An 11,856-nucleotide genomic window follows, 5' to 3' on the forward strand; every position below is an offset into this window, starting at 1 on the left:
TCAGCCGAGACGGACGGGCGACACGTGGTCGTCCTCGACGACCGTGTCGCACTCCGCGTCGACGCTCATCCCGGTGAGCGCTAGGTCGGTGAGGTAGCTGCTGAGGAAGGCCGTGTCGGCGGTGTCGCGTCCCGACGAGATGCGGAGCATCGACCCGCGCGGAGCGAGCCGGGTCGCGTCGATCACGTGCCACGCGCCGCCGACCCACGCCTCCGTCACCGCGTGGAAGTCCTTGGGCTCGAGCCCGGGAGCGTAGACCGCGCTGACCCGCGCCGGGATGTCGAGCGCACGCAGCAGCCCGGCGCAGGTGTGCGCGAAGTCCCGGCACACTCCCCGGCCGCTGTCGATGACCTGCGCCGCTCCCCCGGTGGCGACGGTCGAGCCGTACTCGTAGGAGAGGTGCCCGTTGACCCACGCCTCGACCGCTGTGAGCGCCTCGAAGCCCCTTGCGCGGCCGAACTCGCGGCGGGCGATGCCACCGAGCACGTCCGCCTCGGCGTACCGGCTCGGTCGGAGGTACTCCACCAGCTCGAGCTCGCTCGGCTCGTCGGGTGCGCCCCGGCCGTGGACCTCCGCCCGGTACTCGACCCGCATCTCGCCCCGGTTCGCCTCCACGCGGTGCACGCGCGATCCGTGCCGAGCGGGGAACTGCCTGACGGGCAGCACCTCGCCGTCGAGCCGGACCGAGAAGGAGTCCTCGAACGAGTCGCCCGTCTCCGCCGCGGCCACGAGGAAGATCAGGTCGGTCGGCCCGGAGAGACGCAGGTCCAGCGAGGCGGAGACGGTGCGCAGCATGGCTCCATCGTGGCACGCCGCACGGCACGTTCCGGCGTCGGATCGCCTCCGGCCGGGTGCTAATGTGGTCAGGCACTCCTGGCCCCCATAGCTCAGGGGATAGAGCACTGCCCTCCGGAGGCAGGGGCGTAGGTTCGAATCCTACTGGGGGCACCACTTTCCAGGGGCCGGTCCGGTGAGCGAACACCGTGTCGGATACCTTCCGGCGAGGTCGAGACCGCCCTCGATCAGCGATCGAGGACCGACAGCTCCGTATGCGTCTCGTCGATCACGTCCTTCAGTCTGTGAGGTGGCTCGCCCTCCCGACCCGCGGCCTAGCGGTGGCCGGAGCCCCGGCCGGCTTCTCGAAGTGGATGCGGATCCGCAACTCCTTCAGGGCTCGGTCTAGCGCCGAGCCTGCACTGCCTTCGGGCCGCTACTGGTCGCGTGCGGGGGATCAACCGCACTGAGTTCCACTCGAGCTCGCAGCGCAGGAGAACACCGGGACCTGCCCAGAGAGACCTCCCGCTAGGACTTCCGGCTGCCGAGGATCGATCAAGCTTCGCGTTTTCTGGCAACGAGCAAGGATTATCGTGCTGCGGCCCCCGTATGGGTGCATTTTTGGCGCGAAGCGGCCTATGATCGGCGCACGCGCCACCCCGAGTGCAGACCCGAAACCTCACTCGTCCCCCGATGGAAGCCCGGCGCGTGAATCCCTGGACCGATCATGCTCATCGAACTCCCGCCCCGACTGACGGGCGCCGTCTCCTTCACCTCAACCACAAGAAGTGCGAGGCGTGCGGCAGCAATCGTGCCCGCCGTCACTCGCCCTTCTGCTCCCAGGAGTGCGCGAGCACCTTCGTGTACTACGACTGAGCGGCAGCACTCCTCGCGGAGCCGCCCCGAAGATCCCTCGAACGGCTCTCAGGAACACTCGTTCCTGAGAGCCGCGCCGTAGGGTGAGGCCCGTGAAGATCCTTGTCGTGGAAGACGATCCGGCCATGGGCGAAGCTCTCGTGGGAGGCCTCGGCGACGCCGGTTACGAAGCCGTGCTCACCACCAACGGAGTGGACGCGCTGGTCGCGTTCAGCAACGCCGAGTTCTCGGCGGCGATCGTCGACGTGATGCTGCCCGCGATGTCGGGCTTCGAGATCTGCCGCCGCATCCGCGAGCTCGGCCGGTCGACCCCGATCATGCTGCTCACCGCGCGCGACGCGATCGAGGACCGGGTGTTCGGCCTCGACGCTGGAGCGGACGACTACCTCACGAAGCCGTTCGCGTTCACCGAGCTCAACGCGCGTCTGCGCGCCCTGCTCCGACGCAGCCCGTCGCTGATGTCCACGTCGATCGAGGTGGGGCGCATCACGGTGGACGGCTCCAGCATCCGCCGCACCGCCGACGCGAGCCGCATCCATGTCAGCCCCAAGGAGCTCGAGCTCCTGAAGCTGCTGATCACCCCGGTCGGATCCGTCGTCACGAGGCAGCGGATCCTCTCGGAGATCTGGGGCGGCGGCGAGATCGTCGACAACAACATCGTCGACCAGTACGTCAGCTACCTCCGCAAGAAGCTCCCCACCGAGGACACCGGAGTGACCATCGTGACGGTGCGCGGCAAGGGCTACTTCCTCCGCCCGGTCGACTAGCCGTGGCAGCCCCGGCGCAGCCCGAGAGCCGACGGCCCACCGCCCTCTCCATCCGCGCGCGGATCACAATCGGGAGCGTCGCGGTCGCGACGGTCCTGTTCGCGCTCGCGGCACTGCTCTTCTACCAGGTCGTCTCCGGGATCGTGGAGCGCAGCGAGCGGACGATCCTGACCTCCATCGAGGACGAGATCCGACGCGACATCTCGGCCGGCAACGTCCCGCGCACCGCGGAGACCTCGACCGGCCAGCTCTACCTCGCGCTCGCTCCCGACGGCTCCGTCGCAGCGACGACCATGCCGACGAACCTCACCGATGCGGTTCTCGAGGACCTGCGCGCGACCGGAGCGGACACGACCGCTCGGTACGAGGAGCTCTCGACCGGGAGCACCGGCTACGTCGTCCGTGTGGCCGCGGTCGACGACGACGGAGCGACGTGGTCGGTCGTGACCGCGCGCGACCAGGCCGCCTCGCAGCTGGTCCTCGACGACTTCGCCCACGTGCTGGTCTACGCGGCGATCTTCCTCGTGGTCACGTTCGGGCTGGCGTCGTGGATCCTGACGGGCACCGCGCTCGCACCGGTGCGCCGCATGCGGGCCAGGGCGGACCAGATCGCGGCCGACCCCGGGCAGGGCGACCAGCTGCCGGTGGTGGGCACCCGCGACGAGATCGACGAGCTCGCCGAGACGCTCAACGCGTTCCTCCTGAAGCAGAGCGCCTCTCTCGCGCGGGAGAAGCAGATGGTGTCGGACGCGAGCCACGAGCTGCGCACTCCCCTGGCCGCGCTCTCGGCGCAGCTCGAGATCGCGCACCACCGGGTCGACGACGCCGCCGCCGTCGACCGCGTGATCCTGGACGCGCGCAAGAGCGTCGACCGCCTCGTGCGCCTCGCCTCCGCACTGCTCGACATCTCTCGGATCGAGAGCAGATCGGCGCGACCCACGTCGCCGTTCGCGGAGCTCGTCGACGAGCTCGTCTCGGCCGTCGACCGCACCCGGCTCCTCGCAGCGGAGTCCGGCGTCGAGATCGACTACGAGATCGACGAGCGCGAACCCGCCCGCCTCTACGGTGTCGCGGCGCAGGACTTCGGCCGGGTGATCGACAACCTCGTGCGCAACGCGATCCAGGCCCTGGAGCGCGGAGGGATGGTCGTCGCCTCCGTCGCGCAGAAGGACGGACGCCTGCTGCTCTCGGTCGCCGACGACGGGCCCGGCATGCCCGAGGAGTTCATCCCGGTCGCCTTCGACCGGTTCTCGCGCCCGGACGACTCGCGGACTCTGGCGTCGGGCGGGAGCGGGCTCGGGCTCGCCCTCGTGCACACGACCGTGCTGTCGGCCGGAGGGACCGTCGGGATCGCGAACCGGCAGCCGCACGGACTCGTCGTCGAGATCGTGCTGCCGCCGGTGGGGTCGGCCGCGGCGTAGGCGAGGCGATCCGGCCCGACGAGGTATCAAGAGCGGGTGGGGCGGGTCTCGATACGCCCCTGCGGGGCTACTCGACCAGCAGCACGCTCCAGACCGCCACTGCGCGGGGCTACTCGACCAGCAGCACACCTAGACCGCCACTGCGTGGGCTGCTCGACCAGCAGCATGCCGCAAACCGCGGAGTCGCGCTTCATTCCCGGCGGTTGCACGACGAATGCCCCCGGCCGGAGCCGGGAGCGTTCGGGGTGGATCAGCGCTGGTCGTCCTCGGGGCGCACAGGGACCGGGTCGCCGACGTTCGCGGGCGGCGGGGCCCAGCTCGTCTGCGGAGCCTCCTCGGTCGCCGACTGCCCGTCGAGGAGGTTCCTCCCCCGGTTCACGACCTCGGGATCGGCCAGGACGGAGTAGCTCGTCGCGATGACCTGCATCGTCGAGGTGAAGTCGCGTCGACGGCGGTTCACCGCGTACGAGGCGAGTCCGAACAGCATGCCGAAGCCGGCGCCGAGCAGCACGGCCGCGAACAAGAACGAGATCTGCGTGGTCGGCGAGAAGATGATGAGCAGGAGGCCCAGGAAGATTCCGAACCAGGCGCCCGAGGCGGCGCCCGCCAGTGCGACCCGGCCCCAGGTGAGCTTGCCGGTGACGCGCTCCACGCTCTTGAGCTCGTTCCCGATGATGGCGAGCTGCTTGACCGGGAAGTCGGCGCGGGCGAGGACGTCGACGGCGGCCTGCGCCTCCTGGTAGGTGTCGAAGGTCGCGAGGATCTCGCCGCGCGGGATGGTCGGGAAGACCGCCTTGCGGCCGTTGAACGGCGTCTGCTGAGTCACGCGCTCAGAATCGCACGGCGGACTTGGAGGACTCTGGAAGCGGACGGGGAGCGGGCCGAAGGGCAGCAGGGAACGCTCGGCTCCCGTCCGGGCGGGCGGCACTAGGTTTGTAGCCGTGAGTTCCGCCAGAGTCTTCGTCGCGCGCTTGGTCGGATGCACCGTCTTCGACCCTGCCGGCGATCGCGTCGGCAAGGTCCGCGACGTGCTCCTGGTCTACCGTCAGAACGATCCGCCCCGCGTCGTCGGGCTCGTCGTCGAGATCCCCGGACGCCGCCGCGTGTTCGTCTCGATCGGCCGGGTGACGAGCATCGGCAGCGGTCAGATCATCACCACGGGCCTCATCAACGTGCGCCGCTTCGAGCAGCGCGGCGGCGAGGTGCGCGTGATCGCCGAGCTGCTGGGACGTCGGATGACCTTCGTCGACGGCTCCGGTGACGCCGTCGTCGAGGACGTCGCGATCGAGGAGGTCGGCCCCGGCGAGTGGCAGCTCGCCCAGCTGTTCGTGCGCCGCCCGAAGACCTCCCCCTCCCCCTTCGCCAAGGGGGCCACCACCTTCGCCGGCTGGCGCGAGGTGCGCGAGACGGGTTCCGGAGAGGCTCAGTCGGCCGAGCAGTACGTCGCGAGCCTCGCCGAGCTCAAGCCCGCCGACCTCGCCAGCACGCTCCTCGACCTGCCGACCCAGCGCATGCTCGAGGTCGCGGGCGAGCTCTCGGACGACCGCCTCGCGGACGTCCTCGAGGAGATGCCTGAGAGCGAGCAGGTCGAGATCCTGGGCCAGCTCGACGACGACCGGGCCGCCGACGTGCTCGACCAGATGCAGCCGGACGACGCGGCGGACCTCATCGCCCAGCTCTCGGACGAGCGCGGCGAGGCGCTGCTGGGGCTCATGGAGCCCGAGGAGGCGGACGACGTCCGCATGCTGCTGACCTACGCGCCCGAGTCGGCCGGTGGTCTGATGACGACCGAGCCGATCATCGTGTCGGCCGAGGCGACCGTCGCGGAAGGGCTGGCCCTGATCCGCCGGCACGAGCTGGCCCCGGCGCTCGGTGCGGCCGTGTGCGTCACGCTGCCGCCGTACGAGCCTCCGACCGGTCGCTTCCTCGGCATGGTCCACTTCCAGCGGATGCTCCGCTACCCGCCGCACGAGCGCCTCGGCACCCTGCTGGACCAGAGCTTCGATCCGATCACGCCCGACACCTCGGCGGCCGAGGTCGCCCGCATCCTCGCGAGCTACAACCTCGTGTCGGTGCCGGTGGTCGACGAGACGCACCGGCTCGTCGGCGTCGTCACCATCGACGACGTGCTCGACTACCTCCTCCCGGATGACTGGCGCAGTCACGACGGCGACGACGAACCGCGCACGCCGGTGAGCACGACCACCCGGGGCATCCCGCTGGTGCCGCCGCCCGCGAAGGCGGCGAGCGGCGGACGACGACGAGGACGGAGGGGTGCGCGTGGCTAAGGACGCGAAGCAGGATCGGCGGCTCGACGCCCCGAAGGGACTGCGCACGCGAGTGCTGCCGTTGCGCAACCGCCGGAGCAGCGACCGCTTCGGGCGTCTGACCGAGTCGTTCGCGCGGGGCATGGGAACGCCGTGGTTCCTGTTCGGGATGACGATCTTCTGCGTCTTCTGGCTCGTCTTCAACACCTACGGCCCCGAGGACGCGCGCTTCGACTCGCAGGCGCTCGGCTTCACCGTGCTGACGCTCATCCTGTCGCTGCAGGCCTCGTACGCGGCGCCCCTCCTGCTGCTGGCCCAGAACCGCCAGGACGACCGCGACCGCGTGCAGATCGAGCAGGACCGCCAGCGCGCCGAGCGCAACCTGGCCGACACCGAGTACCTCGCCCGCGAGGTCGTCGCCCTGCGACTGGCGATCCGCGACATGGCGAGCAAGGACTTCATCCGCTCGGAGCTTCGGAGCCTGGTCGAGGAGCTCGAGAAGGACAGGGCCGAGCGGGACGGGGGCACCGAGCCTCTCGACGCAGTGACGCGGAGCGATGCGGCTCGGGCGGACCGGACCCGTGCGGACACGTTCCGGTTCGAGGAGAGCGGAGCGGAGTCGCCCGGGACCGAGCGCGGCGATGCCTGAGGCGTCAGCCCTCGAGGCCGCTGTCCTCGCCTCTCTCGCCCGGGTGATCGATCCCGAGATCCGCAAGCCCATCACCGAGCTCGACATGGTCGAGTCGGTGGCCGCCGCCGAGGACGGCACCGTCGACGTCGCGATCCGCCTCACGATCGTCGGCTGCCCCGCCGCCTCCGCCATCGAGCGCGATGTGACCGAGGCCGTCTCGGGCACGCCGGGGGTCAGCGCCGCCCGCGTCTCGGTCGGTGTCATGACTCCGGCTCAGCGCACCGCACTGACCGAACGGCTGCGCGGCGCCAAGCGCGCCATGCCGTTCGGCCCGGACTCGCTCACCCGCGTGTACGCGGTGACGAGCGGGAAGGGCGGGGTCGGCAAGTCGACCGTCACCGCGAACCTCGCGGTCGCCCTGGCCCAGCAGGGGCTCTCGGTCGGCCTGGTGGACGCCGATGTGCACGGCTTCTCGATCCCGGGCCTGCTCGGGCTCATGCACGAGGGACACGTCGCCGGGCCCACGCGGGTGGGCGAGCTGATGCTCCCCCCTGTCGCGCACGGCGTGAAGGTCATCTCGATCGGCATGTTCCTCGAGGGCGACACCCGCGGAGCCGCGGTGTCGTGGCGCGGTCCGATGCTGCACCGCACCATCTCGCAGTTCCTCACGGACGTCTACTTCGGCGATCTCGACGTGCTCCTGCTCGATCTCCCGCCCGGAACGGGCGACGTGGCCATCTCGATCGGGCAGCTGCTTCCGCACGCCGAGGTCCTGATCGTGACGACACCGCAGCCCGCTGCGGCGGACGTGGCCGAGCGCAGCGGCGCGCTGGCGCGCCAGTCGGGTCAGCGGATCATCGGCGTGGTCGAGAACATGGCGGGTCTGCCCCAGCCCGACGGGACCGTGCTCGACCTCTTCGGCAGCGGAGGCGGCGACGAGGTCGCACGACGCCTCAGCACGTCCGGGGACGAGGTGCGCGTCCTCGCCTCCCTGCCCATCAGCGTCGCGCTGCGCTCCGGAGGCGACGAGGGCGTCCCGGTCGTCGTCGGGTCGCCCGACGATCCAGCGGCGTGGGCCATCACCGAGCTCGCACGGACCCTGGCGGCACGACCGCGCGGCCTGACCGGTCGGCGACTCCCGATGAGCGTGGGCTGACCCCTCCGGGAGACGCCTCCGCGCGCCGGCTGCGGCTGCACGCGGGAGCACCGACGCGAGTGCCGCCGAGGGCACCCGTCACGGCACCGTCGGCGTCAGGTCGCTTCGGAGTCGATCGGCGGAGGAGCGACGGCCGAGAGACGGCCCTCGCCGGCCGAGCGCTTCATCGTCGTGTAATAGCTGTCCTGCGTCGAGGGGGAACGGCCGCCCACCGTGACGGGTGCTCCGACGGCGGTCGGCGGCTTGACGGTGGGGACCGGGTCGTCCTCGAGGAGGGCGTCTCGGATGATCCGACGCGGGTCGTACTGGCGCGGATCGAGTTTCCGCCAGTCGACCTCGTTGAACTCCTCGCCCATCTCGTCCTTGACCCGTTCGCGCGCCTGAGTGGCGAATCCGCGCACCTTGCGCACGAGCTGACCCAGCTGCGCGGCGTAGTGCGGGAGACGATCGGGGCCCAGCACGAAGACGGCGATCACTCCGATGATGAGGAGCTTGTCGAACGTCAAACCGAACACGAGACAAGAGTAACCCGCCGCGCCTGCGGCACCGACCCCGCGCGCCACCGTAGCCTTGCCTCGCGCGGACGCGATCCGTCCACCGCATCGACAAGAGGAGCCCGATCGTGTCCGACAAGGATGCCAACTGGAAGTACGCCGAGGACGCGATCGTCGAGCCCGAGGCCATCGCCTCCGCCCGCCGCCTCTCGGTCGAGCTGGGCATCGACGCGGTCGCGCCGTCCATCGGGGCGCAGGCGTCGCTGATCGCGGCCGCCGCGCGCGCCTCGCAGATCATCGAGATCGGCACCGGCACCGGTGTGAGCGGTCTGTGGCTGCTGGACGGCGCCCCCGAGGCCATGCTGACGACGATCGACTCGGAGGCGGTGCACCAGCAGCACGCCCGCGCGCAGTTCCACGAGGCGGGCGTCTCGCCGAACCGCCTCCGCCTGATCCCGGGCCGGGCCCTCGAGGTGCTGCCGCGGATGAACGAGAACTCCTACGACATCGTCTTCGTCGACGGCGACCCCCTGCAGGTGATCGAGAACGTCGAGCACGCGCTGCGGCTCGTCCGACCGGGCGGCACCGTCCTCATCCCGCACGCCCTCTGGCGCGGCCGGGTGTCGAACCCCGCTCAGCGCGACGAGATCGCGTCCGCGTTCCGCACTCTCGTCGCCGAGATCAGCGCGTCCCCGGCGGTGGTGAGCGTCCTCTCCCCCATCGGGGACGGACTGCTGCAGGCGAACAAGCGCCGGGCCTGACCGCCCGGATCCCTCTCCGGCTCCCGGAACAGAGGAACGCCCGCCGCACGGAGTGCGACGGGCGTTCTCGACGGTGCCGGTGGATCCCCGTCAGGCGGGGGTCACCACCGATGCGAGAGCATCGTGCAGCTCTTTCGCCTCTGCATCGTTGACCGAGACGACGAGGCGTCCGCCTCCTTCGAGCGGAACGCGCACGACGATGAGTCGGCCCTCCTTAACAGCCTCCATCGGTCCGTCTCCGGTCCTGGGCTTCATGGCCGCCATAGAGTTCCCCTTTCGTGACGTATCCCCCTATTATCGTGCATCCGCGGTCCCGGAGAAATCGCGCTCTCCGGAGTGCCCGCCGGGAGTCGATCACGGCGGCGTCCAGTCGTAGCCGTCGACGGCCCAGCAGACCGAGATCCAGACGATCTGCCCGCCGATCCCGAGCAGCACCAGCACGACCCGGAAGAGCGGCGAGCGGGGCACGGCGAGTGCTCCGACGAGCGGGAACAGCGGCCCCAGCAGCCGGAACGTGCTCGACTGGGGGAAGAAGAACGCGAAGAGGTAGACGGCGTACCCGGCGAGCCAGGCGCGGCTGAACAAGTCGAGTCTGCGGGTCCACGGGGCGGCCATCAGACCGGCGAACGCGATGACCACGAGCACCACGAGCACGATCCCGACCCTCGGCGACTCGAACCACCACTGCCCCCACCAGGAACCGCCCTGGAACCAGGAGGTGAACGGGAGCAGCTCCTGGTAGCCGATGTACGAGCGCGCCAGGCCAGCTCGGTGTCGGTGTAGGCGGTCATCGAGCCGGTGACCACCCACGCCGCGGCAGGCCAGAGGAAGCCGACCACGAGCCCCCACACCGTCAGCGCCACGGTGGGCAGCCACTCCGCTCGCTCGAAGGGCTCGCGCGAGCGGCGGAGGAACCGGACGAGGACGTAGAGCCCCATCGCCGCGGCGAACGCGAGGCCGCTGGGCCGCGTGAGACCCAGGAGGAGGACGACCGGGAACACGAGCGCCCAGCGGCGGCGCACGAGCAGCAGGAGCACGATCGCGGTCAGCATCATGGCCGCCGACTCCGCGTACGCGAGCTGGAGCAGGGGCGAGGTCGGCGCCACGCAGAAGAGGAGCACGGCGACGAGCGACTGGCTCTCGCTCAGCGAGTGCCGGAGGAGGCGGTAGAGGACCAGGCACACGACGGCTCCGCAGACCACCGAGACGGTCACCGCGGCACTCCCCCAGCCCAGACCCGTGATCAGCATGAGCAGTCGCACCACCGCCGGGTAGAGCGGCATGAACGCCCAGGCGTTCTCTCCGACCTCGCCCTCCGCGGTGACGGGGAGCTCGGAGGGGTAGCCGGCCGTCGCGATGATCTCGTACCAGCGGCCGTCCCAGAGGCTGGCGAAGGCGGAGTAGGACGGAGACGGGCCGGTCCAGGCGTTCGCGGCCTGGTTCGCGGCGAACTGCAGGAGGATCGTCGTCGTGACGACGCGGGTCAGCACGTACATACCCAGCACCCGCGCCCACCAGGGCACGAGGCGGAGGCGGGCCCGGCGGCGGGTGCTCAGCACCGGGGCGACGGCGCTCACGCGGGGGTGCTCAACCAGCGGCGGAGACCATCGGCGCACGCCGTGATCTCGTGCACGGCGACGCGCTCGTCGTCGGCGTGGGCCCTCAGCGGATCGCCGGGTCCGTAGTTCACCGCGGGGACGCCGAGGGCCGAGAAGCGGGCGACGTCCGTCCAGCCGTACTTCGGCCTGGCCTCGGCGTCGACCGCGGCGAGGAAGGCCTGCGCGAGCGGAGCGTCGAGGCCGGGACGCGCCCCCTCCGCCAGATCGACGACCTCGACCTCGAAGCCGTCGAAGAGCTCGCGGAGGTGCTGGACGGCCTCCGCTCCGGTGCGGCTCGGGGCGAACCGGTAGTTGACGTGCACCGTGCAGAGGTCGGGGATCACGTTGCCGGCCACGCCTCCCGCGATGCGGACCGCGTTGACGCCCTCGCGGTAGAGCAGGCCGTCGACCTCGACGACGCGCGGCTCGTAGGCGGCGAGGCGCTCGAGGATCGGCGCGGCGGCGTGGATCGCGTTCTCGCCGACCCAGCTGCGCGCCGAGTGCGCCCGCCGCCCGCGCGTGACGACGTCGACGCGGAGGGTGCCGTTGCAGCCTCCCTCGACCTCGCTGCTCGTGGGCTCGCCGAGGACGGCGAAGTCGGCGGCGAAGAGGTCCGGGCGGTTCCGGGAGAGGCGGCCGAGGCCGTTGAGGTCGGACGCGACCTCCTCGTTGTCGTACCACATCCAGGTGATGTCGACCGCGGGCTCGGTCAGCTCGGCCGCGAGCACGAGCTGGACCGCGACTCCGGCCTTCATGTCGACGGTGCCGCGACCGACGAGGTGCTCGACGCCGTCGATCGTCTCGTCGACGACGGGCAGGTTGGCGTTGATCGGGACGGTGTCGAGGTGGCCGGCGATGACGACCCGCTGAGCCCGGCCGAGCAGGGTCCGCGCGACGACGGTGTCTCCGTCGCGCACGACCTCGAGGTGCGCGCAGTCGGACAGGGCGGCCTCGATCGCGTCGGCCAGTGCCGACTCCGCGCCGGAGACCGACGGGATGTCGCACAGCACGCGGGTCAGCGCGATCGGATCGGAGCGCAGATCCAGGGGCGCGACGGGCGGAGCGGCGGGGGTCGGAGCGGCCATGGCACCCAGGGTAGCGGCCGGAGGCC

13 protein-coding genes and 1 tRNA gene are annotated in these 11,856 nt (G+C 70.9%); 7 read left to right on the forward strand and 7 right to left on the reverse strand.

Going from position 1 to position 11,856, the window contains the following annotated elements; translation table 11 throughout:
- Entirely contained in the window at nucleotides 1-795 is a 795-nt protein-coding gene (locus tag B0T42_RS03135) for a transglutaminase-like domain-containing protein (RefSeq protein ID WP_077221911.1), read from the reverse strand.
- 81 nt (nucleotides 796-876) lie between these two features.
- Here B0T42_RS03135 and B0T42_RS03140 point away from each other — a divergent pair.
- From B0T42_RS03140 to B0T42_RS03150, 3 genes are all read left to right on the forward strand, one after another.
- Nucleotides 877-951 (forward strand) — tRNA-Arg (locus B0T42_RS03140).
- A gap of 824 nt (nucleotides 952-1,775) precedes the next feature.
- Nucleotides 1,776-2,417 carry a response regulator transcription factor gene (locus tag B0T42_RS03145; protein WP_094742661.1) on the forward strand — a complete coding sequence of 214 codons (642 nt, stop codon included), beginning with the start codon at nucleotides 1,776-1,778 and terminating at the stop codon, nucleotides 2,415-2,417.
- 2 nt (nucleotides 2,418-2,419) lie between these two features.
- Complete coding sequence (locus B0T42_RS03150; protein ID WP_077221912.1) at nucleotides 2,420-3,838, forward strand: sensor histidine kinase; 1,419 nt, start codon at nucleotides 2,420-2,422, stop codon at nucleotides 3,836-3,838.
- A 250-nt stretch (nucleotides 3,839-4,088) separates the two neighbouring features.
- On the opposite strand, the gene B0T42_RS03155 is transcribed toward B0T42_RS03150, so the two are convergent.
- Nucleotides 4,089-4,664 (reverse strand): YflT domain-containing protein, encoded by a 576-nt coding sequence (locus B0T42_RS03155; protein ID WP_094742662.1) that lies wholly within the window; start codon nucleotides 4,662-4,664, stop codon nucleotides 4,089-4,091.
- Between the two features lie 115 nt (nucleotides 4,665-4,779).
- Here B0T42_RS03155 and B0T42_RS03160 point away from each other — a divergent pair, with 115 nt between their 5' ends.
- Genes B0T42_RS03160 through B0T42_RS03170 form a run of 3 tightly spaced genes read left to right on the forward strand, consistent with a single transcriptional unit; the run spans nucleotide 4,780 to nucleotide 7,892 of the window.
- A complete protein-coding gene (locus B0T42_RS03160) occupies nucleotides 4,780-6,126 on the forward strand; it encodes a magnesium transporter MgtE N-terminal domain-containing protein (RefSeq protein ID WP_055788538.1) in 1,347 nt (448 codons plus the stop codon).
- Nucleotides 6,119-6,754, forward strand: a complete 636-nt coding sequence (locus B0T42_RS03165) for a DUF1003 domain-containing protein (protein WP_077221947.1) — start codon at nucleotides 6,119-6,121, stop codon at nucleotides 6,752-6,754. Before B0T42_RS03160 ends, B0T42_RS03165 begins: the two co-directional genes overlap by 8 nt.
- Nucleotides 6,747-7,892 carry an Mrp/NBP35 family ATP-binding protein gene (locus B0T42_RS03170; protein ID WP_077221913.1) on the forward strand — a complete coding sequence of 382 codons (1,146 nt, stop codon included), beginning with the start codon at nucleotides 6,747-6,749 and terminating at the stop codon, nucleotides 7,890-7,892. Before B0T42_RS03165 ends, B0T42_RS03170 begins: the two co-directional genes overlap by 8 nt.
- A gap of 95 nt (nucleotides 7,893-7,987) precedes the next feature.
- On the opposite strand, the gene B0T42_RS03175 is transcribed toward B0T42_RS03170, so the two are convergent.
- Nucleotides 7,988-8,407, reverse strand: coding sequence for a twin-arginine translocase TatA/TatE family subunit (locus B0T42_RS03175; RefSeq protein WP_077221914.1), 420 nt, complete (start codon nucleotides 8,405-8,407; stop codon nucleotides 7,988-7,990).
- A gap of 107 nt (nucleotides 8,408-8,514) precedes the next feature.
- Here B0T42_RS03175 and B0T42_RS03180 point away from each other — a divergent pair, with 107 nt between their 5' ends.
- Entirely contained in the window at nucleotides 8,515-9,147 is a 633-nt protein-coding gene (locus tag B0T42_RS03180) for an O-methyltransferase (protein ID WP_077221915.1), read from the forward strand.
- A 90-nt stretch (nucleotides 9,148-9,237) separates the two neighbouring features.
- Here the strand turns inward: B0T42_RS03180 and B0T42_RS03185 are convergent, their stop codons facing one another.
- The 4 genes from B0T42_RS03185 to dapE form a co-directional block, all read right to left on the reverse strand.
- Complete coding sequence (locus B0T42_RS03185; protein ID WP_077221916.1) at nucleotides 9,238-9,411, reverse strand: DUF3117 domain-containing protein; 174 nt, start codon at nucleotides 9,409-9,411, stop codon at nucleotides 9,238-9,240.
- Nucleotides 9,412-9,501: 90 nt separating this feature from the next.
- A complete protein-coding gene (locus tag B0T42_RS20975) occupies nucleotides 9,502-9,801 on the reverse strand; it encodes a hypothetical protein (RefSeq protein ID WP_158078029.1) in 300 nt (99 codons plus the stop codon).
- Complete coding sequence (locus B0T42_RS03190) at nucleotides 9,762-10,724, reverse strand: glycosyltransferase family protein (protein WP_139344399.1); 963 nt, start codon at nucleotides 10,722-10,724, stop codon at nucleotides 9,762-9,764. Before B0T42_RS03190 ends, B0T42_RS20975 begins: the two co-directional genes overlap by 40 nt.
- The gene (dapE, locus tag B0T42_RS03195) at nucleotides 10,721-11,830 is read right to left on the reverse strand and encodes a succinyl-diaminopimelate desuccinylase (RefSeq protein WP_077221917.1); all 1,110 of its coding nucleotides are present in this window, start codon (nucleotides 11,828-11,830) and stop codon (nucleotides 10,721-10,723) included. The genes B0T42_RS03190 and dapE overlap by 4 nt, the downstream gene beginning before the upstream one ends.
- Nucleotides 11,831-11,856: the final 26 nt, after the last annotated feature.

It is taken from the genome of Rathayibacter rhapontici (genome assembly GCF_001995175.1).
Classification (GTDB): Bacteria; Actinomycetota; Actinomycetes; order Actinomycetales; family Microbacteriaceae; genus Rathayibacter.